Origin of the sequence: Streptomyces microflavus (assembly GCF_014650075.1) — a bacterium.
GTDB lineage: Bacteria > Actinomycetota > Actinomycetes > Streptomycetales > Streptomycetaceae > Streptomyces > Streptomyces microflavus.
The window spans coordinates 487,264-508,625 of sequence record NZ_BMUG01000003.1 but is presented as its reverse complement, the minus strand read 5'-3'; the positions used below and the strand labels follow the sequence as shown (position 1 = coordinate 508,625).

The window sequence follows — 21,362 nt, the reverse complement described above, 5'->3', positions numbered from 1 at the left end:
CAGGGCCGCCGCCCGTGCGGGGCGGCCGCCGGATCAGCTGCCGGCGAGCATGGCCGTGATGCGCTCCGACGCCTTCTTCGCCGCCGCGGCCGGGTCGGCGCCAGTGAGCACCGCCGTCATGTACGGCTTGATCGGGTTCTCCGCCTCGACCTTGGCCCACTGCGAGGAGTTGGGCGTGGCGCGGCCCTGGCTCGCCCCTTCGGCCATCGCGGCGGTGCCCTCCTCGCCCTCGACGACGTGGGCGAGCCGGGGCTTGTTGGGGACGTAGCTCATGGAGCGGGCGAGTTCGGTCTGCCACTTCTCGCTCGCCAGCGCCTTGACGACGGCGATACCGGCGCTGCGCTGGTCGGCGTTCTTCGGCACGATGAGGTCCGAGCCGCCGGTGAAGACGGAGCCGGGGGCCTTGGCGGTCTTCCCGGGAATGGGGAAGTAGCCGAGCTTTCCCTTGAGTTCGGGATTCTTCTGCTCGATGAGCGCGGCACTTCCGGGGAGCGAGATGATCTGGGCGACGTCTCCCTCGGCGAATACGTCGTTCTGCGGGGGCTTCTCCTCGTCGGAGTCCATGGGCCCGTCGCCGAGCGCCTGGAGTTCCTTGTAGAAGTTCATTCCTGCGAGCGCCTCGGGGGTGTCCAGCGTGCCCCGCCAGTCACCGCCGCCGCCCTCGGCGAGTTCGCCGCCCTCGTCCCAGATGAATCCGGCCAGTACGTACCAGTTCTGGCCGGCCAGGTAAATGCCCTGCTTGCCCTGGGTGTTGAGCTTCTCGGTGGTCTTGAGCCACTCGGCGCGGGTCTTGGGGACGGCGGTGATGCCCGCGTCCTTGAAGGTCTCCTTGTTGTAGATCACCACGCGGTTGGCCGCGTACCAGGGGATGCCGTACTGCACACCGCTGATCTGGCCGGGCTGGGCGAGGCCGGGCAGCCAGTCCTCGCTGCCGAGGTCGCGCATCGATTCGAGGGTGAGGTCGCGCAGGCCGCCGCTCTCCGCGTACTGCGCCACCTGCGTGTTTCCGACCTCGATCACATCCGGGGCGTCATCGCTCTCCAGGGCGTCCAGAACCTTGGGGCCGATGCCGCCCCATTCCTGGATCTTGAACTCCAGTTCGATGGAAGGGTTCTCCTTCTCGTAAGAGCTGGTGAACTTCTCCAGGAATCCCGACGAGACGCTGTCCTTCATCAGCCACACCGTCACCGTGCGGTCACCGCCACCCGAACCGGAGAAGTAGCCACATCCGCTCAGCGTGACGGACGAAACGAGCGCGACGGCTCCGACGAGTATGCGGTTCTTCACGTAGTCACCTTCTGCGAAACGACACGACGAAATCAGGACCCGGTGTGGGGGGATTGCGGGCGACGCTCGCACGGGTGTTTGGCTGAATTTTGGTATGGACCAATGAGTAGGTCAAGACGCGTGCTCGTCCTGATTCGCCCCACTCGCCCCCTCGCGCGACACCCGGGATTGAGGCACCGTGGTCACCAGAGAGGAGACAAAATATGTCCAACCACACCTATCGGGTCACCGAAATCGTAGGAACCTCCGAGGAGGGCATCGACGCGGCGATCCGGAACGGCGTCGCAAGAGCCGCAGAAACGTTGCACAATCTCGACTGGTTCGAGATTGGCCAAGTGCGCGGCCATATCGAGGATGGCCGAATCGCGCACTACCAAGTAGGTCTGAAGGTGGGCTTCCGGCTCGACGAAAACGCCTGATCAGGTACGCCCGTCGCGCTCCTGTGCATCCTTCAGCGCCTGTGACGGGTCGAACCAGCGGGCCCGCACCACAGGGAATCCGGCCACTTCGGCCGCATCGCAGACCAGCTCGTCGTCGTCGACGAGCATGCGCACCTCACGCGACCGGCCCAGCCGCCGGAGGATGTCCAGCTTCGTCCGGCGGGCCGGGCGCCGGTCGTCGTTGCGCCGCATGAACAGCTGCCCCTCGGGCAGCCCCTGACGGCTCAGCCACTCGACGGTGGCCCGGCGGCAGCGCTCGGGCCGCCCGGTCAGATAGACGATCTCGCACTCCTCGGCGCTCGCGAGCACGAGGGCCACCCCTTCGGCCAGCGGCGGATCGTCCGGTGCGGCCGCGAAGAAGCCGGACCAGTCGCGCTTCGCGCCCTCCAGGAAGTGCTGCCGGTGGGCCGTGTCGGCGAGCGTGCCGTCGAGGTCGAATACGGCCAGCGGCCGGGCGTCGTTGTTCACCCGGCCAGCTTAGGAAGCTCCGGCGCCGTCCGCCCCGGGAAACCGCGGCCGTGGAGCCCTTCGTTCGGATCGCGCCACGGGAATCCTCACCGGTCGGGGGCGTTGAAGAGGGTGTGAGCTCTGTGATCGCTTCGACCCGGTTCTCCCTCCTGGACCGCTCCCGCACCCGTGCGGGGCACGACGGCCCCCAGGCACTCCGCGACACCGTGACGCTGGCGCGGGAGGTGGAGGCGCTGGGCTACCACCGCTTCTGGGTCTCCGAACACCACAGCGTGCCGGGCGTCGCGGGGTCTGCGCCGACGGTCCTGGCCGCCGCCGTCGCCGGCGCGACCTCCACCATCCGGGTCGGGACCGGCGGGGTGATGCTCCCCAACCACCAGCCGCTCGTCGTGGCCGAGCAGTTCGGGGTGCTCGCCTCCCTCTTCCCCGGCCGGATCGACATGGGGCTCGGCCGTTCCGTGGGGTTCACCGACGGCGTACGCCGGGCGCTCGGCCACGGCAAGGAGGACGCGGAGGACTTCCCCGGCCGCCTCGCCGAGCTGCTCGGCTGGATCGACGGCACCCAGCGCGCCCACCCCCAGGTGCACGCCCGCCCGGCGGAGGGCCTGCACATCCCCGCGTACGTCCTGGCGATCGGCGAGGGTGCGGCGGTCGCGGCGGCCGCCGGACTCCCCCTCGTCATCGGCGATCTGCGCGGCCGCGAGAAGGTGCTGCGCGCCATCGAGGTGTACCGCAGGGACTTCCGCCCCTCCGCCCGCGCCGAGCGCCCCGAGGTGATCGTCTCCGGCACGGTCGCCGTCGCCGACACCGAGGAGGACGCCCGGCGCCTGCTGGTCCCGGAGGCCTGGGCCATGGCATACGCCCGCACCCACGGCAGCTTCCCCCCGCTGGCGCAGGCCGAGGAGATCGAGAGCCGCACGATGACCGCCAAGGAGCGCGCGCTGTACGAGCGCGGGCTCGACGGCCACATCCACGGCACCGAGGAGCAGGTGACGGAGCAGCTGGAGACGGCGATCAAGGAGACCGGGGCGGACGAGGTGCTCGTCACGACCAGTACGTACGACCGTGAGGCGCTGGTGGACTCGTTGCGGCGGCTGGCCGGGGTCGTACGGCAGGGCCGCTGAGCGGTCCGGGCGATCCCGGGTGACCGGCCTGCACCACCACCCGCGCCTAGAATCGAACTGTTTGTCCCCCTCATGTACGGAGCCGAGCCCCATGCACTCCCCCCACGATCCGTACGTCCGGGTGCGCGGCGCGCGCGAGCACAACCTCCAGGACGTGAACGTCGACATCCCGCGCGACACCCTCACGGTCTTCACCGGGGTCTCCGGGTCCGGCAAGTCCTCGCTGGCGTTCGGCACGATCTACGCCGAGGCCCAGCGCCGCTACTTCGAGTCGGTCGCCCCCTACGCGCGCCGGCTCATCCACCAGGTGGGCGCACCCGCCGTCGGGGAGATCACCGGGCTGCCGCCCGCGGTCTCCCTGGAGCAGCGGCGCTCCGCACCCGGGGCCCGGTCGTCCGTGGGGACGGTCACCACGCTCTCCAACTCGCTGCGGATGCTGTTCTCCCGGGCCGGGGACTACCCGGCAGGGGCCGAGCGGCTCGACTCCGACGCGTTCTCCCCCAATACGGCGGCCGGGGCCTGCCCCGAGTGCCACGGCCTGGGGCGGATCCACCGGACGGCCGAAGAGCTGCTCGTCCCCGATCCCTCGCTGTCGATCCGGGACGGCGCGATCGCCGCGTGGCCGGGGGCCTGGCAGGGGAAGAATCTGCGCGATGTTCTGGACACCCTGGGGTACGACGTCGACCGGCCGTGGCGCGAGCTGGCGGCGGAGGACCGGGAGTGGATCCTCTTCACCGACGAGCAGCCGGTGGTGACGGTGCATCCGGTGCGGGACGCGGGCCGGATCCAACGCCCGTACCAGGGCACGTACATGAGCGCCCGGCGCTATGTGCTGCACACCTTCGCCGATACGAAGAGCCGGACACTGCGGGCGAAGGCCGAGCGTTTCCTGACCAGTGCGCCGTGCCCGGTGTGCGGCGGCAGCCGGCTGCGGCCGGAGGCGATGGCGGTGACCTTCGCCGGGCGGACCATCGCGGAGCTGGCCGCGCTGCCCCTCTCCGAGCTGGCCGAGGTGCTCTCCGGCGCCGGGGCCGGCGGTGAGGAGACGGCACGGGTATTGACGGCCGATCTGCTGGCCCGGATCGGCACGGTGACGGAGCTGGGGCTCGGGTATCTGAGCGTGGACCGTACGGCTCCGACGCTCTCCTCGGGCGAGTTGCAGCGGCTGCGGCTGGCGACCCAGCTGCGTTCGGGGCTCTTCGGGGTCGTCTACGTACTGGACGAGCCGTCGGCCGGGCTGCACCCCGCCGATACGGAGTCCCTGCTCGCGGTGCTCGGCCGGCTGAAGGAAGCCGGGAACTCGGTCTTCGTGGTGGAGCACCAGATGGATGTGGTGCGGCGGGCGGACTGGCTGGTGGACGTGGGGCCGCTGGCCGGGGAGCACGGTGGGCGGGTGCTGCACAGCGGGCCGCCGGAGGGACTGGCCGAGGTGCCGGAGTCGGCGACGCGGCGGTTCCTGTTCCCGGAGGAGGGCGAGCCCGCGCCGGTACGGGAGCCGCGCAGCCCTTCCGGGTGGATCCGGCTCTCCGGCGTGGACCGCCACAACGTGCGCGGGGTCGACGCGGCCTTCCCGCTCGGGGTGTTCACGGCGGTGACCGGTGTGTCCGGGTCGGGCAAGTCGACCCTGGTGGGGCAGGTGCTCGCCGGGGTGCTGGCGGACCGGCAGGCGGGTGAGGAGGCCGGGGCGGGCGAGCAGTTCTGCGCCGAGGCCACCGGGCTCGGTGCGGTGGACCGGCTCGTCCAGGTCGACCAGAAGCCGATCGGCCGGACGCCCCGGTCCAACCTGGCCACGTACACCGGGCTGTTCGACACCGTACGGAAGCTCTTCGCACAGACGGATACCGCGCGGGAGCGGGGCTACACGGCGGGGCGGTTCTCGTTCAACGTGAGTGGCGGGCGGTGCGAGACCTGCCAGGGCGAGGGGTTCGTCTCGGTGGAGCTGCTCTTCCTGCCCAGCACGTACGCCCCTTGCCCGGACTGCCACGGCGCGCGCTACAACCCGGAGACGCTTGAGGTCACGCTGCGCGGGCTGACGGTCGCTCAGGTCCTCGATCTCACCGTGGAGTCGGCGGCGGGCTTCTTCGCCGGGACCCCGGCCGCCGAGCGTGCGCTCACCACCCTGCTGGACGTGGGTCTCGGCTATCTGCGGCTCGGGCAGCCCGCCACGGAGCTGTCCGGCGGGGAGGCCCAGCGGATCAAGCTCGCCTCCGAGCTCCAGCGCACCCGGCGCGGGCACACCCTGTATCTGCTGGACGAACCGACGACCGGTCTGCATCCGGCCGATGTGGAGGTGCTGATGCGGCAGTTGCACGGCCTGGTGGACGCGCACAACACGGTGGTGGTCGTGGAGCACGACATGGCCGTGGTGGCGGGCGCCGACCATGTGATCGACCTGGGGCCCGGCGGCGGGGACCGGGGCGGCCGGATCGTGGCGACCGGTACGCCCGAGGAGGTGGCGCGGGCGGCGGAGAGCCGTACCGCACCCCATCTGGCGAAGGCGCTGGGGAGTTGATCCCCGTAGGGCCCCGAGTTCGCATGGTCGGGGCCGTACGAACTCAGGGCCGTACGGGATCAACTCCCGCTTCAGCGACGGACCTTGCGCGTCGCGCGCAGCCACTCCTTGTTCATCGCCGCGATCGAGGGCAGCGGGATGCCCTTCGGGCAGGCGGTGGCGCACTCGCCGGTCAGGGTGCAGCCGCCGAACCCCTCCTCGTCCATCTGGGCCACCATGTCCAGGACCCGGGTCTCGCGCTCCGGGGCGCCCTGCGGCAGGACGTTCAGGTGGTTGACCTTGGCCGAGGTGAAGAGCATCGCCGAGCCGTTGGGGCAGGCCGCGACACAGGCCCCGCAGCCGATGCACTCGGCGTGCTCGAAGGCGAAGTCGGCGTCCGGCTTGGGCACCGGGGTGGCGTGCGCGTCCGGGGCGGTGCCGGTCGCGGCGGAGATGTAGCCGCCCGACTGGATGATCCGGTCGAAGGACGAGCGGTCCACGACCAGGTCCTTGATCACCGGGAAGGCGGAGGCCCGCCACGGTTCGATGTCGATCGTGTCGCCGTCGGCGAAGGACCGCATGTGGAGCTGGCAGGTGGTGGTGCGCTCCGGGCCGTGGGCGTCGCCGTTGATGACGAGGCTGCACGCGCCGCAGATGCCCTCGCGGCAGTCGTGGTCGAAGGCGACGGGCTCGTCACCGGCGAGGGTGAGCTCCTCGTTGAGGGTGTCGAGCATCTCCAGGAACGACATGTCGGCGGAGATGTTGTCGACCTCGTAGGTGGCCATGGCGCCGGGCGTCTCGGGGTTCTGCTGGCGCCAGACGCGCAGGGTGAGCTTCATGCGTAGCTCCGCTGGGTGGGGTGGACGTACTCGAAGACGAGGTCTTCCTTGTGTAGGACGGGGGCGCCGCCGGTGGCGGTGAACTCCCAGGCGGCGGCGTACGAGAACTCCTCGTCGCGCCGCTCGGCCTCACCGTCCGGGGTCTGGGACTCGGCGCGGAAGTGGCCGCCGCAGGACTCGGCGCGGTGCAGGGCGTCGAGGCACATGAGCTCGGCGAGCTCCAGGTAGTCGACGATGCGATTGGCCTTCTCCAGCGACTGGTTGAACTGCTCGCCGGTGCCGGGGACCTTGATGCGGCGCCAGAACTCCTCGCGGATCTCGGGGATTCGGGCGAGCGCCTTGCGCAGTCCGTCCTCGGTGCGGGCCATCCCGCAGTACTCCCACATGAGTTCACCGATCTCGCGGTGGAAGGAGTCGGGGGTGCGGTCGCCGTCGACGGAGAGCAGCAGGTTGATGCGGTCCTCGGTCTCCGCCACCACCTCGGCGACGGCGGGGTGTTCCGCGTCGACCTTCTCGGTGTGCGGGTTGCGGGCGAGGTAGTCGTTGATCGTGGAGGGCAGGACGAAGTAGCCGTCGGCGAGGCCCTGCATCAGCGCGGAGGCGCCGAGCCGGTTGGCCCCGTGGTCGGAGAAGTTCGCCTCGCCGATGGCGAAGAGGCCGGGGATGGTGGTGGAGAGGTCGTAGTCGACCCAGAGGCCGCCCATCGTGTAGTGCACGGCGGGGTAGATCCGCATCGGGACCGTGTAGGGGTCCTCGTCGGTGATCCGCTGGTACATGTCGAAGAGGTTGCCGTACTTCGCCTCGACAGCCTTGCGGCCCATCCGGCCGATGGCCTCGGCGAAGTCCAGGTAGACGCCCTGCCCGCCGGGGCCGACGCCGCGCCCCTCGTCGCAGACGTTCTTGGCGGCGCGGGAGGCGATGTCGCGGGGCACCAGGTTGCCGAAGGCCGGGTAGATGCGCTCCAGGTAGTAGTCGCGCTCGTCCTCGGGGATCAGGTTGGCCGGGCGGTCGTCGCCCTTGGCCTTGGGGACCCAGATGCGGCCGTCGTTGCGGAGCGACTCGCTCATCAGGGTGAGCTTGGACTGGTGGTCGCCGGTCCGCGGGATGCAGGTGGGGTGGATCTGGGTGAAGCAGGGGTTGGCGAAGTAGGCGCCGCGCCGGTGGGCCCGCCAGATGGCGGTGGCGTTGGAGTTCATGGCGTTGGTCGACAGGTAGAAGACGTTGCCGTAGCCGCCGGTGGCCAGGACGACGGCGTCGGCGAAGTAGGTGTCGATCTTCCCGGTGACGAGGTCGCGGGCGACGATCCCGCGGGCCTTTCCGTCGACCACGATCAGGTCCAGCATCTCGGTACGGGCGTGGAGTTCGACCCCGCCCGTGGCGATCTGCCGGGAGAGCGCCTGGTAGGCGCCCAGGAGGAGCTGCTGCCCGGTCTGGCCGCGCGCGTAGAACGTGCGGGAGACCTGGACGCCGCCGAAGGAGCGGTTGTCGAGGAGGCCGCCGTACTCGCGGGCGAAGGGGACGCCCTGGGCGACGCACTGGTCGATGATCTCCACCGAGATCTGGGCCAGGCGGTGGACGTTGGACTCCCGGGCGCGGAAGTCGCCGCCCTTGACGGTGTCGTAGAAGAGCCGGTGGATGGAGTCGCCGTCGTTGCGGTAGTTCTTCGCCGCGTTGATACCGCCCTGCGCGGCGACCGAGTGGGCGCGCCGGGGCGAGTCCTGGAAGCAGAACTGGACGACGTGGTAGCCCTGTTCGGCCAGCGTCGCGCCGGCCGATCCGCCGGCCAGTCCGGTGCCGACGACGATGACCGTATGTTTGCGCCGGTTGGCGGGGTTCACGAGCTTGGCTTGGAAGCGGCGGGTGTCCCAGCGCTCCGCGACCGGGCCCTCGGGGGCCTTGGTGTCGACGACGGGCTCGCCCGTGGCGTAGTGCGCGTAGTCGGGCATGTCAGCTCACCACTCCGGTCATGACGGCGACGGGTACGGAGACGAAGCCCAGCGTCAGCACCGCCGCGAGGGCGTTGGCGAGGGTCTTCAGGACACGGTCGCGGGTCGCGTTGCCGACGCCCAGGGTCTGTGCGGCGCTCCAGAACCCGTGCTGGACGTGCAGGCCCATGGCGAGCACCGCGGTGATGTAGATGACGTTGCCGTACCAGGTGGAGAAGGTGTCGATGACGTTCTGGTACGGGTGTCCGGCCTCGAAGCTCGTGTGGACGGTGCCGGTCGTCAGGTCGAGGATGTGCCACACGATGAAGAGCGCGAGGATGATCCCGCCCCAGCGCATGGTCCGGGTGGCATAGCTCGCCCGGCGCCTCTTGTGGACGTACTTGGCGGGGCGCGCCCTGATGTCGCGACGGCTCAGCTGGTACGCGGAGATGCCGTGCAGCACGACGGCGGCGACCAGCCCCACGCGGACGATCCACAGCGCCCACTCGTAGTGCAGGATCGGTTCACCCATGGTGCGCAGCCAGTGCGCGTAGCCGTCGAACTCACCGGGTCCGAAGAAGATCTTCAGGTTCCCGACCATGTGGGCGACGAGGTACCCCAGCATGATCAGACCGGTCACGGCCATGATCGTTTTCTTGCCGACGGTCGAGTCCCAGAGCGTACGCGTCATCGACGGCCGTCGGTCCGTCCGCGTTGCCAATGCCATGGACACGACGGTAGGGGCGGGCCGCCGATCAGTCCAAGAGATGGTCTGGCTGATCTTCATAGGATTTGCCTATCGAAGGCGGTAGCGTGGGTGTATGCACTTCCAGCAGCTCACCTATTTCGTGGCCGTCGCCGAGACCCTGCACTTCACCCGGGCCGCCGAGGCCGTGCATGTCTCGCAGCCCTCGCTCTCCCAGCAGATCCGGGCACTGGAGACGGAGCTGGGCGCCGAGCTGTTCAGCCGGGCCCGGGGCAATATCGCCCTCACCGACGCGGGCGAGGCGCTGCTGCCACTGGCCCGGCGGATCCTCGCGGACGCGGAGACCGCGCGCCACGAGGTGCAGGAGCTGGTGCAGTTGCGGAGCGGGCGGGTGCGGCTCGGGGCGACGCCGAGCCTCTGTACGGGGCTGCTGCCCGATGTGCTGCGCGCCTTCCACGACCGCCATCCGGGGGTGCGGCTGCTGCTGGAGGAGGGCGGTTCGCACGACCTCGTACGGCAGCTGGCGCGCGGGGCGCTCGACCTCGCCCTGGTGGTGCTGCCGCTGCCCGCCGCGTCGCCCGCGCTGACCACGGTGGAGCTGCTGCGGGAGGACCTGGTGGTGGTGTCGTCCGCCGCCGGGCCGGCCCCGGGGCGCGGCGGCCGGGTCCGGATCGCCGATCTCGAAGGGGCCCCGCTGGTGATGTTCCGGCACGGGTACAACCTGCGGGAGCTGACGCTCGCCGCCTGCCGCGCGGAGGGGTTCGAGCCCTCGTTCACGGTGGAGGGCGGCGAGATGGACGCGGTGCTCGGCTTCGTACGGGCGGGACTCGGGATCGCGGTGGTGCCGAGCATGGCCGCGCACCGGGCGGGCCACGACCTGCGGCGGACCCCGCTGGCGAGGCCGGGGCTGCGGCGCACGATCGCACTGGCGCACCGCAGCGATGTGGCCCCGCCCCGGGCGGCCCGGGAGCTCCAGCGGATGCTGCTGGAGCACGGGCCCGGGACCGGGTGACTCCCCCACACCCGGTACCCGTACGCCTCAGACCGCGTCGGCCAGGAGCAGGGAGTGGATCCGGTCCGGGGCGCCGGGCCGGGCGTAGTACCAGCCCTGGGCGGTGTCGCAGCCCAGCAGGCGCAGTTGCTCGGCCTGTGCCCCTGTCTCCACGCCCTCCACCGTGACGGCCAGCTCCAGGCTGTGGGCCAGCGAGACGATCCCCTCGACGATCTTCATGTCGACCGGGTCGGCCGGGTGCTGCTGCATGCCCCGGGTGAAGGAGCGGTCCAGCTTGAGGACGCTCACCGGCAGCCGCCGCAGGTTCGCCAGGTTCGAGTAGCCCGTGCCGAAGTCGTCGAGCGCGATGTCGACGCCCATCTCCGCGAGCTGCCGCAGCGGCTTGAGGAGATCGTCGTCGGCGCCGATCAGGGCGGACTCGGTCACCTCCAGGCAGAGCGCTCCCGGCTCCAGACCGGAGCGCTCCAGCACGTCGACCGTCTCGGCGACCAGCCGGGGGTGGTGCAGCTGGGTCGGCGAGAGGTTGACGTTGATCCGCAGCGGACCGCCGTCGCTGTGCCGTTCCTTCCAGAAGTTGGCCTGCCGGACGGACTCCTCCAGCACCCAGCGCCCGAGCGGCACGATCAGACCGGTGTGCTCGGCGAGCGGGATGAACCGGTCGGGGCCGAGCACGCCGTGCTGCGGATGGCACCACCGTACGAGCGCCTCGGCGCCGTGCACGGTCCCGTCGCCCAGGTGGACGAGCGGCTGGTACTCGATGAAGAACTCGCCCCGGTCCAGCGCGGCGGGGAGTGCGGTGGTCAGCCCGTGGCGGGTGATGGCGCGGGCGTCGGCCTCGGCGTCGGCGAGCTCGAACCGGTTGCCTCCCCGGGCCTTGGCCCGGTACATGGTGATGTCCGCGCTGCGCAGCACCTCGGCGGCGGTGCGCTCCCCGGAGGGCCCTTCGACGACGCCGATCGAGCCGCGCACGGTGAGTTCGCGGCCGTCCAGCCGGATCGGGGTGGCGAGCACGTTGAGGATGCGGCCGGCGAGCTCGTCCACCGCGTCGGCGGTCTCCGGGCCGGTGGTCAGGGCCACGAACTCGTCGCCGCCGAGCCGGGCGACCATCTCGCCGGGCGCGGTGGCGCAGCTCTGCAGCCGGTCGGCGACCTCGACCAGGAGCCGGTCGCCGGCCGCGTGGCCGAGGCTGTCGTTGATGGCCTTGAAGCCGTCCAGGTCCAGGTAGCAGAGGCCGAAGCGGGTGCCGCCCTTGGCGGCGAGGACCTTCTCCAGCCGCTCGAAGAACAGGGTCCGGTTGGGCAGTCCGGTGAGCGCGTCGTGGGTGGCCTCGTAGCGCAGCCGCAGGTTGAGCAGGCGGCGCTCGGTGGTGTCCTCCATCAGCGCGAGCTGGTACTGGGGGCGCCCTTCGGGGTCGCGCAGCAGGGAGACGGTGAGGTTGGTCCACAGGACCGTGCCGTCGTTGCGGTAGTACGCCTTCTCGACCCGGTAGTGGTCGCGCTCCCCCCGTACCAGCTCGTTGTAGTACTTCCACACCTGCGGCGAGTCCTCGGGGTGGACCCACTCGTTGACGCGGTGGCTGCGGACGTGGTGCTCCAGGCCGCCGAACATCTTGGTGAGCGTGTCGTTGATCTCCAGGATGTTGCCGTCCAGGTCGGCGATGCCGATGCCGACGGCGGCGTCCTTGAAGACCGCGCGGAAGCGGGCCTCGGTGGCGTGCAGGGCCTGTTCGGCATCCGAGCGGGCGGTGAGCGCCGAGCGGGCGATGGCCTCCTGCTCGGCGAGGGTGCGCTCGCGCAGGGCCTGGGAGAAGCCGGAGGCGAGGGTGTGCTGGATGCGGGCGCAGCGGGCGCGGGCGTCCTCGGTGGAGAGTCCGCCGGGGCCGTTGCCGCCGCAGTACAGGACGAGGTAGGAGTCGACGACGCCGAGCGTGGAGCTGAGGGCGTCCGGGTCGGTGCAGTGCGCGTCGACCAGCGCCGAGCCGATCCGGGCGGCGGGCGAGGCGTCGAACGGGTGGGCGTGCAGGGTGAGGCTGAGCTCGCGGGCCAGCGGCAGCAGGTGCTGCTCGAACTCCGGCCGGGTCAGGGAGGTGGCCGTCAGCGGGAAGATGGCCCGGCTCCAGATCGTGGCGAATCTCCGGAGCCGGCCTTCCGGCCCGTCCGGTTCCGCGTCCTGCTCACCGGAGGCCTGGGCGGGAATACTCACGCCTTACGCCCAACCCCGCCGAAGCCCGAGAAGGCGTACGGGTCTTCCTGCTCCGGCGACTGCGGGGTGTCCGGCCGCCACTCGGGCATCGACACGAGGCCCGGCTCGACCATCTCGTACCCCTCGAAGAACGAGCCGATCTCCTCACGCGTGCGCATGATGAGCGGGTTGCGGATGTTCCGGTAGACGCCGACCGTGCCGTCCGCCTCCTCCTTGGAGAGCGGGATGCCCTCGTACGAGGCGTGGGTCAGGACGATCAGGCTGCCGGGGGCCAGTGCCTCGCGCAGTTCGGCGACCGCTCCGCGCGGGTCGTCGGCGTCCTCGATGAAGTGGAGCACCGCGACGAGCAGGAGGGCCACCGGCCGGTTCAGGTCGAGCAGTCCGGTGACTTCCGGGTTCGCCAGGATCTCCTTGGGGCGGCGCAGATCGGCGGCGGCGATGACCGCGTGGTCGTTGCCCTCCAGCACGGCCTGGCTGTGCGCGACGGCGACCGGGTCGTGGTCGACGTACGCCACCCTGGCCCGCGGGTCGGCGGCCTGGGCGACCTCATGGACGTTGCCGAAGGTCGGGATGCCGGAGCCGATGTCCAGGAACTGGTCGATCCCCGCGTCGACGGCGTACCGCACGGCCCGGCGCATAAAGGCCCGATTGGCCTGCATGATCTTGGGAAGGCCCGGGAGGAACTCCATGGCCTTCCGCGCGGCTTCCCGGTCCACCTCGAAATTGTGCGATCCGCCCAGATAGAAGTCGTACATGCGGGACACGCTCGGCACCGAGATATCTATGCCTTGCGGTGCCCAGGCGGGACGCTCCATCGATGTCTCCAACAAGTTCGCCACGGCGATCCGGCCATGTTCATGGTCAGTGTTGACCAGAGGCTACTGATCGACCGCCAAGAGAGCGAGTGGAAACGGAAATTAGGGATCCGTTATTGGTCACACTCCGGTGGCAACAACGGCCGGTCCGTCGCTGCGTGTACACACACAGCGACGGACCGGCACTTCACTCACCGATTCCCGGTGGTTCGGGGCCACTTGGGGGCTACTGGGCGGTTACTTCTTGGCGCCGACGAGCTTGGAGTCGGGCGAGACCGCGAACCATGTGCCGCCGACTCCCTGACCGTTCACGTCACCCGGCTTCTCGTCCCCGGCGAAGGTGTAGATAGGCCAGCAGTCGATGGTCTGCTGCTTGATGCCGTCGGGGCGGTCGAAAGTGACAAATCCCTTCTTGGTGACGCCTTCCACCGAGTTTTTGGACACGGGAGCGACTACCGGCCACTTCTTGAGGCAGTCGCCGGTGCAGGCCGTCTTCATCGGCCATGCGGAGTCCTGTGTGAACCGGTAAACCGTCATACCGCGCTTGTCCACGACGATGTCACCGAGTTCCGGGTCCTTGCGGACCGAAAGCCCTGCCGCGTCGGCCGGTTCGGCCACGGCCGGGCTGTCGGCGTTGGCCGCCGCCTTCTTCCCGTCGGGGGCGGAGGCGAACCAGGTGCCCCCGACGCCCTGGCCGTTGGTCTGTCCCGGCGCGGTGTCCTTCGCGTACCGGTACATCGGCCAGCCGTCGACGGTGAGCTGCTTGGAGCCGTCGGTGCGGACGACCTCACCCAGCAGCTCCTCATCGGTTCCCGCGGCGGCGGTGACATCGCCGGCGGGGACCACGGGCCAGGCCTTCTCGCAGTCGCCGTCGCAGTTCGACTTCGGCGGCTGGGCGGTGTCCTTGTCGAAGCGGTAGAGCGTGAACCCCTCGCTGTCGGTGAGCACCTTCCCGAGCTTCTTGCTCTCCTGCACGCCGAGTTGGCCCGCGGCCTTGGGGGCCGCCACGTCCGCGCCGGAGCCGTAGCCGCCGGCCTCGGAGCCGTAGCCGCCCTCCGCCGGCTGCTGCGCCGGGGCCGCGTTGCCCACCGACTGCCCCTTGGGCGATGCCGTGCCCTGCTCCTGACCGCACGCCGTCGTCAGCGTCAACAGGGCCGCGGCGGTGACCGCGAGCGAGGCGTTGCGCCAGGTATTCATGTCGACTCCCGTAGTACGTCGTCTTGTCGCTCCGATGGCGGCGCGAGTCCGCGCCGTTCATGGCCCTAGGTACGGGGCGTCACGGGGGTGGCGTTCAACGCGGGCCGAGAAGAATTCGGCGGGACGCGCATCGGGGTCGGTGGCCTGGGAACTGCCGGGCCGTCAACCGTGCGCAAACATGAACGGCTCATTGTCCCACCATCAGGCGAATCACTGCGAAGTGCCGCGTGTCGCGGGACGACGTGGATCATGCTCCCGCTCGTGTACGGATCCCGCATAGGGCGGCTCTCGACAGCCGCCGCACTCGTCTGGCTGATAGCCGTACCGCAGCCCGCGACCGCCGACGCCTGCGCGGTGGCCACCATCGGGCAGGGCGACGGCAGTACCTCGGTCGCCGTGGCGGGCGGCGGGGACTGCGTGGCGGTCACCACACCGGAGCCGCCACCTCCCCCGCCACCCCCGAAGCCACCACCGCCCCCTCCCCCGCCACCGCCTCCTCCGCCCCCGCCCCCGCCACCACCGGAGCCGCCACCACCTCCACCACCACCTCCTCCGCCGCCCCCGGCGCCGGCACCACCGCCCCCTCCACCACCGGAGCCGCCACCGCCCCCTCCTCCGCCGCCACCGCCACCACCGCTGAAGGCCGCGCCCGAGCCCAGGCCGGCACCGAAGCCGTCGCCGAAGCCCTCGGTGCGGCCCAAGCCGGCGGAGCCCCGGCCCGTGGCGCTTCCGGCGTACCGCAACACGACCCGCAAGGAGCCGCGGAGCGGGCCCTCCCTGGTGTCCACGACCCTGCTGATCACCGCCCCGGCGGTGTTCGCCGTCGCCGTGCTGCGGCCGCGGTCATCCCGCTGACGAGGAGATATCCATGTCCGAATGGCTCGTCCTGAGCATTGCCATGGCGTCGGCCTGTGCGGTCGTCCTCACCATCGCGGTGCTCAACAACCGCCGGATCGCCGATGACGACGATCCGTCCGAGACGCCCGACGTCATCGAGTACATGACGATGATGATCGGCGTGGTCTACGCGATCGTCCTGGGTCTGGCCATCGCCGGGGTCTGGGAGGGCCGCAGCGCCGCCCAGGAGTCCGTACGGCTGGAGGCGCAGGCGCTGCACGAGGTGCAGGCCCGTTCCTCCGTCTACCCGGTCGAGGTCCGCGACCGCATCCGCGCGGACGTCGACGCGTACGTCGCCCATGTCATCGACGACGAGTGGCGGGTGATGTCCGACCGGGGCACCCTCACCGAACGCGGCACGGAGCTGCTGGACCGGGTGCGGGCGGATGTCACCGACTACGAGCCGCAGACCGACCACGAGGGGCAGGCGTACCAGCCGCTGGTGGACCAGGTGGCGGCGGCGGACGACGCCCGCAGCTCGCGGGGGCAGAACGCGGGGGCGACGATGCCCGGGGTGGTGTGGTTCGGCCTGATCATCGGGGCGCTGGTGACGGTCGGGCTGATCTTCACCCTCCAGATCCGCAGAACGTTCCGGGAACTGCTGCTGGCGGGGCTCTTCAGTGCGCTGATCGCGTTCCTGCTCTTCCTGATCTGGGACTTCGACGCGCCCTTCGGCCGGGGCATCTCGGCCACCGCCGAGCCCTTCCTCGACCTGTTCCCGGAGGCCACCCGCTGATGCTCCGGTCCCCCGGCCGGTGACGCCGCCGGTGAACCCGCCGGTGCGCCGGCCGGGGGACAGGACTGACCCATTCGCCGGACCCCGATAGCGGTAGGTATGTCCCGCTCCTAGCGTGTCGGGCATCGAGGTGCATTTTTCCTGCTATGTGGAAATTCATTCCGCAGCTGCCCCTCGGGGAACCCGGAGGATCCTTCATGCGCGCGATACGTGTCGCACCCCTCGCACTTCTGGGCGCCACCGCGCTCACCCTGCTGGCTCCGTCCGCCGCCCACGCCGCCCCGGACGGGGCCATCAACACGTTCAACCCGACGATCGCCCCTTCGGTCATCGCTCCGGGCGGCCGGGTGACCCTCGGCGCCGGCGGATGCACCGGCGAGACCACCGTCACCTCGGGCATCTTCGACACGACCGTGATCCCCAGCGGCAGCACCACGGCCACCGCCACCGTCGACACGGACGCGCGGCGGGGCGCGGTCTACGCGGTGACGTTCGCCTGCGGCTCCACCGGGACCACCCGCAACGTCAACCTGACCATCACCGCCGGACCCACCAGCACCCCGACGCCCACGACCGCACCGACCACGGCCCCGACCGTCAGCTCCACGGCCATCGCGCCGAGCGGGGTGCGCGGCGGTCTCGGCGGAAGCTCCGGCACCATGGACACGATGGAGGTCGCGTCCGGCGCGGCCCTCGTGCTCGCGGCCGCCACCGGCACCCTCTACTTCGTACGCCGCCGCAGCGCCGGCCGCCGGCACTGACGGCACAACGGTGCGGCGCACGGCAGTCGCCCCGGGTCCTGATCCAGGACTCGGGGCGACGGGCGTATCGGGCCGGACGGGAGGTCTGACGTCCTAGAAGGCCGCATGGCTCGTCCGCCGACGCCGGACGAGGAAGACCGCGCCACCGACGGCCGCAGCGGCCACCAGTCCGCCGCCGACCTGCATCTCCGTGGAGTTCGGTCCCATCGAGCCGCCGAGGCCGCCCTGCGCGCCGTTGCCGGCGAGCACGGTGAACTTGTGCGTCGCGATGCGGTCGTTGTCACTGCACTTCACCGAGAGGTGGTACTGACCCGGCGTGGTGTTGTTCCGGACCCGGGCGTGGGCGTAGTTGGTGCCGTCACCCGCCGAGAGGTGGGCCGTCGGGAAGGCGTTCGACCAGACCTTGCCGCCGTGGCCGCAGCCCTGCGCGGTGACCTTGAGCGTGCCGCCCTGGTGGACCGACTGAGGGTTGACGGCGACGTTGACCGGACCGTTGGTGGCGGCGGCCATCGGGGCAGCGAGCCCGACAGCCGCGAAAGCGGTCACAGTGACCGCGAGAGCGCGTGAAGCACGCATCGTGTGGACCTCCAGCGGGAAACGCCCCGGAGTCCTGTTCCTCCGGGATTGGATCGACGTGAACGCATCCCATGACGAACACTCACCAGTCGCCCGGCGGCTCGCACTTCGGCACTGCTCCACCCCGGTGACGCGACACGCCGTACGAAAACCCCTGGACCTGACGGAGCCGCAGGTCACAGGCCGTCAGAAGTTTTATCTGCTCATTACTCCGAAGGGCAGTCACCCCCGGGGGCCCGGATTCGGCCCGCCACCCGTTCGCCTCTCCCTGATCGCCGCCCGGCCGCACCGCCCCTAACGTTCCAAGCGTCGCGACGAAGGGAGCACCATGGGCCGGGACTACGCTGGCGCCGAGCGGACCAGACGCGTGCCGTGGGGAGCCGTCGCCCTGGTCATGCTCACGGGCCTCGCCCTGCTGCGCAACGGGGCGGAGTTCGGGGAGGAGGGCCCGCCGCAACCCGCGGCCGCGGCCTCGCTGGACCTGAGCGGCGACGCGGCGGGACCGCCGGTGGAGGGCGAGCCGGAGCAGCCGCTGCCCTACGCCCCCGCCTCGCGGGTGAAGATCCCGTCCATCAACGTGGACGCCCCGATCATCGACGTCAACCTGGACGCCAACGGCTGGATCGACGCCCCGCCGGCCGAGGACCCCAACCTCGCCGGCTGGTACCAGAACGGCATCGCCCCCGGCCAGCTCGGCACCTCCGTGGTCGTCGGCCATGTCGACAACAACTCCGGGCCCGCGGTCTTCTACGGCCTCGGCTCGCTCCAGAAGGGCCACCGCGTCGAGGTGGAGCGTTACGACGGCCGGGTCGGGATCTTCGAGGTGTACGGGGTGGAGGTCTTCTCCAAGAACGACTTCCCCGGCCCCCGGGTCTACGGCGACACGGGCCATGCGGAGCTCCGGGTGATCACCTGCGGCGGCGGGTACTCGAAGGCGGGCGGCTACGACGGGAACGTGGTGGTCTTCGCCCGTCTCGTCGAGACCCGCTGACGCCACGTCACTGCTGCCCCCGGCGGGTCCCGCCCGCCGGGGGCGCCGGCGTGCGCGCGGGGCTCAGACCCGCTGCGGCACCGTGATGCGGTAGCCCTCGTCGAGCAGCGCGGGGAGGTAGCGGCGCAGGGCCGCGACGCTCTGGGACCGGTTGCCGCCCGCGTCGTGCGAGAGGACGACGACACCGGGCGCCGCCCCGTCCAGGACCCGGCGGACGATGGTGCCCGTCCCGGGGGTGGTCCAGTCGAGGGTGTCGACGGTCCAGGCCATCGGCTCCATGCCCAGGTCGGCGCCGATCTCGAAGGAGTTGCGGTTCCAGGCACCGTACGGGGCCCGGTACCAGAGCGGGGCGGTGCCGAGCGTTGCCTCGACCACCTCGCTGGTCCGCCCGAGCTCGTCGCGGATCGCGGCGCGGGTGAGGCCGGGGACGAGCGGGTGGGACCAGGAGTGGTTGCCCACGACATGGCCGTCGTCCGCCATCTCGCGCAGCAGGTCCCGGTTGGCGTCGGCCATCTCGCCGCAGACGAAGAACATGGCGCGGACGTTGTGCTTGCGCAGGGTGGCCAGGATGTCCGGGGTGTAGAGGGGGTCGGGTCCGTCGTCGAAGCTGAGCACCATCGAGTGGCCGAGGTCGGGGAGCTCCTCGAAGGGCCGGGTGCGCACCGGGGGCCTGGCGGGCCGGAAGCGGGGCGGGGTGCCCGCCGTCATGGGCTGCAGGCGGTACGCGGGCGGTCTGCCCGGAACTCCGGCGGGCGGCCCGGCGGCCGCGGCGGGCGGGGTGCCCGCCGCCCGTGCGGGGCGGGTGGGCGTCGACGCAGGGTCGGCGGCGATCAGATGCACGGCGGTGGCGGTCCCGAGGCCGAGGGCGACCTTCAGCAGGGTGCGGCGGTCGGGCCGGATGTGATCACTTCTCATGGCCAACTGCTCGCACGACCGGGCGTCCACTCCGGCGGACGACACCGGGGGCCGACCGTTTTGTACCCATTCGACGCAGCGGCCGGCTCGGGCCCACGGCCCGCCTCCGCACCTTCCGGGCGAGCCGATAGCCTCGGAACCGTGACAGAGCAGCAGCCCCATCAGTTCGAACGCGGTACGGACGGCCCCAAGGTGATCGTCGCGGGGCTCGACGGGTCCGACTCGTCCATGCGCGCGGCGGCCTACGCCGCCGGTCTCGCCCGGCGGCAGAACGCGACGCTGGCCCTCGTCTACGTCCAGCCCGTGATCGCCTCGGGCGCCGCGCTGGGCGTGCCCGTCGGCGACACGACGGGGGAGGTCGCCCAGGAGCTGGTCGAGGAGATCCGGGAGTCGGCGGAGCGGCTCAAGGACACCTGGGACGTGCGCTGGGAGTTCCACACCTTCCGCGGCGACCCGTACAACGGGCTGGTGACGGCGGCCGACGAACTCACCGCGGACGCCGTGGTGGTGGGGGCGTCGGAGTCGGCGGGGCACCGGTTCATCGGTTCGGTGGCGGTCCGGCTGGTGAAGGCGGGACGCTGGCCGGTCACCGTGGTGCCGTGACCCTTCTCGGCTACTCCCCCATCACGAGGCCGTCGGCCTCGGCGCCCCGGCCGAGGACCACGTCGCGGATGCGGTCGCGGACCGGGCGGTGGTGTTCGGCCCCGCCCTCGATGGCGGTGTTGAGGTTCACGACGCGCCCGGTGGTGGTGTCGTACCACTGCGGGACGAACTCGGCCTTCTTCACCGTCCAGCGCCCGTCCGGCCGCGCCGGCGGCGCGAAGGTGAAGCGGCCCATCGAGCTCTGGTTGCCGCGCGGGTCCTGGACGCCCTGGTAGTTGATCATCGCGCCGGCGATCTGGTCGCCCATGCCGTAGACGACCCAGGTGCCGTTGACCTTCTCGTACGCCTGCGGCACATGGGCGTGGGTGCCGATGATCAGGTCGAGGTCGGGGCGGCCGTCCTGCTGGGAGGCGGTGAGGCGCTCGGCCAGTTCCAGCTGCCCGGCGTCCGGTTCGTCCTGCCATTCGGTGCCCCAGTGCGCGGAGAGTACGACGACGTCGGCGCCCGCCCGCCGGGCCTTCCTCGCCTCCGCCACGATCTTCCGCTCGTCGGTCACGTTGACCGTCCACGGCTTCCCGGCGGGCAGCGGGATGTCGTTGGTGCCATAGGTGTACGCGAGGTGGGCGACCTTCGCCGCCCGCTTCCCCGGTCCGGCCGGCAGGATCGTGGGGCGGGCGGCCTCGGCGGCGGAGCGGGCGGATCCGGCGTGGCGGATGCCTGCCGCGTCCAGGGCACCGAGGGTGCGGTCCACGCCTTCGGAGCCGTCGTCCAGGGTGTGGTTGGAGGCGGTGGAGCAGGAGTCGAAACCGGTGGCGCGCAGGGCGGTGGCGACCTCGGGCGGCGACTTGAAGCTCGGGTAGCCGGTGTAGGGGCCACCCTCCTTCCCGTACACCGTCTCCATGTGGCAGATGGCCAGATCGGCGCGGGAGACGACCGGGGCGACGCCCTTGAGCATCGGGGCGAAGTCGTAGCCCTGCCCGCCCGCGTCGGCCCCCGCCCGGTCGATGACGGAGGAGTGCGGCAGGACGTCGCCCGAGGCGAGCAGGGTGAAGGGGCGCGGCCCGTCGGCGTCCTGGCCGCCCGCTCCCCGGGCGGCGGAGGGGGGTGCGCTCGGGGCGGGCGCCGGGGGCTGCTGCCCGGTACAGCCGGTGGCCGCGGCGAGGAGGAGGGCGAGGGCGGCCACGGTGCCCGGTCGGATGCGCTGCGTCATCTGCTCGACTCCATGTTCGGATGATTACGACCATCCGACTACACATATCTTCATACTGCCGAAGCAAGGAGCATTGCCGCATCCCTAGCTGAACTGGTCGTACCGTCCGACCCCGACGGCCCCTTGACCGTTCGCCGCACCATTCGCCGCACTGAGCGACCGCTCGT

The 21,362-nt window shown here is 71.1% G+C and carries 21 protein-coding genes; 9 read left to right on the top strand and 12 right to left on the bottom strand.

The features are described from left to right. Positions 1-33: 33 nt before the first annotated feature. Complete coding sequence (locus tag IE264_RS11245; protein ID WP_015612910.1) at positions 34-1,287, bottom strand: extracellular solute-binding protein; 1,254 nt, start codon at positions 1,285-1,287, stop codon at positions 34-36. Between the two features lie 203 nt (positions 1,288-1,490). Between IE264_RS11245 and IE264_RS11240 the strand changes: the two genes are divergently transcribed. Beyond that, positions 1,491-1,706 carry a dodecin gene (locus IE264_RS11240; protein WP_032759265.1) on the top strand — a complete coding sequence of 72 codons (216 nt, stop codon included), beginning with the start codon at positions 1,491-1,493 and terminating at the stop codon, positions 1,704-1,706. Here IE264_RS11240 and IE264_RS11235 read toward each other — a convergent pair whose 3' ends face one another. Next, a complete protein-coding gene (locus IE264_RS11235) occupies positions 1,707-2,195 on the bottom strand; it encodes a phosphatase domain-containing protein (RefSeq protein ID WP_015612908.1) in 489 nt (162 codons plus the stop codon). It lies immediately after the preceding gene. Positions 2,196-2,317: 122 nt separating this feature from the next. Here IE264_RS11235 and IE264_RS11230 point away from each other — a divergent pair, with 122 nt between their 5' ends. Both IE264_RS11230 and uvrA read left to right on the top strand, forming a co-directional pair. Next, positions 2,318-3,319: an LLM class flavin-dependent oxidoreductase gene (locus IE264_RS11230; protein WP_373301912.1), complete on the top strand. Its 1,002-nt coding sequence runs from the start codon at positions 2,318-2,320 to the stop codon at positions 3,317-3,319. A 91-nt stretch (positions 3,320-3,410) separates the two neighbouring features. After that, the gene (gene uvrA / locus IE264_RS11225; RefSeq protein ID WP_032759267.1) at positions 3,411-5,831 is read left to right on the top strand and encodes an excinuclease ABC subunit UvrA; all 2,421 of its coding nucleotides are present in this window, start codon (positions 3,411-3,413) and stop codon (positions 5,829-5,831) included. A 71-nt stretch (positions 5,832-5,902) separates the two neighbouring features. On the opposite strand, the gene IE264_RS11220 is transcribed toward uvrA, so the two are convergent. Genes IE264_RS11220 through IE264_RS11210 form a run of 3 tightly spaced genes read right to left on the bottom strand, consistent with a single transcriptional unit; the run spans position 5,903 to position 9,265 of the window. Beyond that, complete coding sequence (locus IE264_RS11220; protein WP_015612905.1) at positions 5,903-6,649, bottom strand: succinate dehydrogenase/fumarate reductase iron-sulfur subunit; 747 nt, start codon at positions 6,647-6,649, stop codon at positions 5,903-5,905. Next, positions 6,646-8,595 (bottom strand): fumarate reductase/succinate dehydrogenase flavoprotein subunit, encoded by a 1,950-nt coding sequence (locus IE264_RS11215; RefSeq protein ID WP_032759269.1) that lies wholly within the window; start codon positions 8,593-8,595, stop codon positions 6,646-6,648. Before IE264_RS11215 ends, IE264_RS11220 begins: the two co-directional genes overlap by 4 nt. A gap of 1 nt (position 8,596) precedes the next feature. Then, positions 8,597-9,265 carry a succinate dehydrogenase cytochrome b subunit gene (locus tag IE264_RS11210; RefSeq protein ID WP_032759270.1) on the bottom strand — a complete coding sequence of 223 codons (669 nt, stop codon included), beginning with the start codon at positions 9,263-9,265 and terminating at the stop codon, positions 8,597-8,599. 130 nt (positions 9,266-9,395) lie between these two features. Here IE264_RS11210 and IE264_RS11205 point away from each other — a divergent pair, with 130 nt between their 5' ends. Beyond that, positions 9,396-10,292 carry a LysR family transcriptional regulator gene (locus IE264_RS11205; RefSeq protein WP_032759271.1) on the top strand — a complete coding sequence of 299 codons (897 nt, stop codon included), beginning with the start codon at positions 9,396-9,398 and terminating at the stop codon, positions 10,290-10,292. Between the two features lie 27 nt (positions 10,293-10,319). Here the strand turns inward: IE264_RS11205 and IE264_RS11200 are convergent, their stop codons facing one another. The 4 genes from IE264_RS11200 to IE264_RS11185 all read right to left on the bottom strand — a co-directional run bounded on the left by IE264_RS11200 (position 10,320) and on the right by IE264_RS11185 (position 15,110). Then, positions 10,320-12,494, bottom strand: coding sequence for a putative bifunctional diguanylate cyclase/phosphodiesterase (locus IE264_RS11200; RefSeq protein WP_015612901.1), 2,175 nt, complete (start codon positions 12,492-12,494; stop codon positions 10,320-10,322). Further along, on the bottom strand, positions 12,491-13,309 hold the full coding sequence (locus IE264_RS11195; protein WP_078657575.1) for an SAM-dependent methyltransferase: 819 nt from the start codon (positions 13,307-13,309) through the stop codon (positions 12,491-12,493). The genes IE264_RS11200 and IE264_RS11195 overlap by 4 nt, the downstream gene beginning before the upstream one ends. A 237-nt stretch (positions 13,310-13,546) precedes the next feature. Further along, positions 13,547-14,506 carry an SCO0930 family lipoprotein gene (locus IE264_RS11190; protein ID WP_015612899.1) on the bottom strand — a complete coding sequence of 320 codons (960 nt, stop codon included), beginning with the start codon at positions 14,504-14,506 and terminating at the stop codon, positions 13,547-13,549. 424 nt (positions 14,507-14,930) lie between these two features. Beyond that, positions 14,931-15,110, bottom strand: a complete 180-nt coding sequence (locus IE264_RS11185; protein WP_268247673.1) for a hypothetical protein — start codon at positions 15,108-15,110, stop codon at positions 14,931-14,933. A gap of 116 nt (positions 15,111-15,226) precedes the next feature. On the opposite strand from IE264_RS11185, the gene IE264_RS38385 reads away from it, so the two are divergent. The 3 genes from IE264_RS38385 (at position 15,227) to IE264_RS11175 (ending at position 16,900) form a co-directional block, all read left to right on the top strand. Beyond that, the gene (locus tag IE264_RS38385; RefSeq protein ID WP_015612897.1) at positions 15,227-15,361 is read left to right on the top strand and encodes a hypothetical protein; all 135 of its coding nucleotides are present in this window, start codon (positions 15,227-15,229) and stop codon (positions 15,359-15,361) included. 13 nt (positions 15,362-15,374) lie between these two features. After that, a complete protein-coding gene (locus IE264_RS11180; RefSeq protein WP_015612896.1) occupies positions 15,375-16,139 on the top strand; it encodes a bestrophin-like domain in 765 nt (254 codons plus the stop codon). A 197-nt stretch (positions 16,140-16,336) separates the two neighbouring features. Then, a complete protein-coding gene (locus tag IE264_RS11175) occupies positions 16,337-16,900 on the top strand; it encodes a hypothetical protein (RefSeq protein WP_032756764.1) in 564 nt (187 codons plus the stop codon). Positions 16,901-16,993: 93 nt separating this feature from the next. Here the strand turns inward: IE264_RS11175 and IE264_RS11170 are convergent, their stop codons facing one another. Then, positions 16,994-17,476, bottom strand: a complete 483-nt coding sequence (locus tag IE264_RS11170; RefSeq protein WP_015612894.1) for a hypothetical protein — start codon at positions 17,474-17,476, stop codon at positions 16,994-16,996. Between the two features lie 328 nt (positions 17,477-17,804). Here IE264_RS11170 and IE264_RS11165 point away from each other — a divergent pair, with 328 nt between their 5' ends. After that, positions 17,805-18,467 carry a class F sortase gene (locus IE264_RS11165; protein WP_015612893.1) on the top strand — a complete coding sequence of 221 codons (663 nt, stop codon included), beginning with the start codon at positions 17,805-17,807 and terminating at the stop codon, positions 18,465-18,467. 63 nt (positions 18,468-18,530) lie between these two features. Here IE264_RS11165 and IE264_RS11160 read toward each other — a convergent pair whose 3' ends face one another. Next, positions 18,531-19,382 carry a polysaccharide deacetylase family protein gene (locus tag IE264_RS11160; protein ID WP_032756765.1) on the bottom strand — a complete coding sequence of 284 codons (852 nt, stop codon included), beginning with the start codon at positions 19,380-19,382 and terminating at the stop codon, positions 18,531-18,533. A 141-nt stretch (positions 19,383-19,523) separates the two neighbouring features. On the opposite strand from IE264_RS11160, the gene IE264_RS11155 reads away from it, so the two are divergent. After that, on the top strand, positions 19,524-19,985 hold the full coding sequence (locus IE264_RS11155; protein ID WP_015612891.1) for a universal stress protein: 462 nt from the start codon (positions 19,524-19,526) through the stop codon (positions 19,983-19,985). A 10-nt stretch (positions 19,986-19,995) separates the two neighbouring features. Here the strand turns inward: IE264_RS11155 and IE264_RS11150 are convergent, their stop codons facing one another. Beyond that, positions 19,996-21,195: a CapA family protein gene (locus tag IE264_RS11150; RefSeq protein WP_032756766.1), complete on the bottom strand. Its 1,200-nt coding sequence runs from the start codon at positions 21,193-21,195 to the stop codon at positions 19,996-19,998. Positions 21,196-21,362: the final 167 nt, after the last annotated feature.

Bases quoted from the DNA above. Each gene is read 5' to 3' on its own strand.
- IE264_RS11240 (WP_032759265.1), top strand. From the start codon at position 1,491: ATGTCCAACCACACCTATCGGGTCACCGAAATCGTAGGAACCTCCGAG.
- uvrA (WP_032759267.1), top strand. From the start codon at position 3,411: ATGCACTCCCCCCACGATCCGTACGTCCGGGTGCGCGGCGCGCGCGAG.
- IE264_RS11220 (WP_015612905.1), bottom strand. From the start codon at position 6,649: ATGAAGCTCACCCTGCGCGTCTGGCGCCAGCAGAACCCCGAGACGCCC.
- IE264_RS11215 (WP_032759269.1), bottom strand. From the start codon at position 8,595: ATGCCCGACTACGCGCACTACGCCACGGGCGAGCCCGTCGTCGACACC.
- IE264_RS11210 (WP_032759270.1), bottom strand. From the start codon at position 9,265: ATGACGCGTACGCTCTGGGACTCGACCGTCGGCAAGAAAACGATCATG.
- IE264_RS11205 (WP_032759271.1), top strand. From the start codon at position 9,396: ATGCACTTCCAGCAGCTCACCTATTTCGTGGCCGTCGCCGAGACCCTG.
- IE264_RS11195 (WP_078657575.1), bottom strand. From the start codon at position 13,309: ATGGAGCGTCCCGCCTGGGCACCGCAAGGCATAGATATCTCGGTGCCG.
- IE264_RS11190 (WP_015612899.1), bottom strand. From the start codon at position 14,506: ATGAATACCTGGCGCAACGCCTCGCTCGCGGTCACCGCCGCGGCCCTG.
- IE264_RS11180 (WP_015612896.1), top strand. From the start codon at position 15,375: ATGTCCGAATGGCTCGTCCTGAGCATTGCCATGGCGTCGGCCTGTGCG.
- IE264_RS11175 (WP_032756764.1), top strand. From the start codon at position 16,337: ATGCGCGCGATACGTGTCGCACCCCTCGCACTTCTGGGCGCCACCGCG.
- IE264_RS11170 (WP_015612894.1), bottom strand. From the start codon at position 17,476: ATGCGTGCTTCACGCGCTCTCGCGGTCACTGTGACCGCTTTCGCGGCT.
- IE264_RS11165 (WP_015612893.1), top strand. From the start codon at position 17,805: ATGGGCCGGGACTACGCTGGCGCCGAGCGGACCAGACGCGTGCCGTGG.
- IE264_RS11160 (WP_032756765.1), bottom strand. From the start codon at position 19,382: ATGAGAAGTGATCACATCCGGCCCGACCGCCGCACCCTGCTGAAGGTC.
- IE264_RS11150 (WP_032756766.1), bottom strand. From the start codon at position 21,195: ATGACGCAGCGCATCCGACCGGGCACCGTGGCCGCCCTCGCCCTCCTC.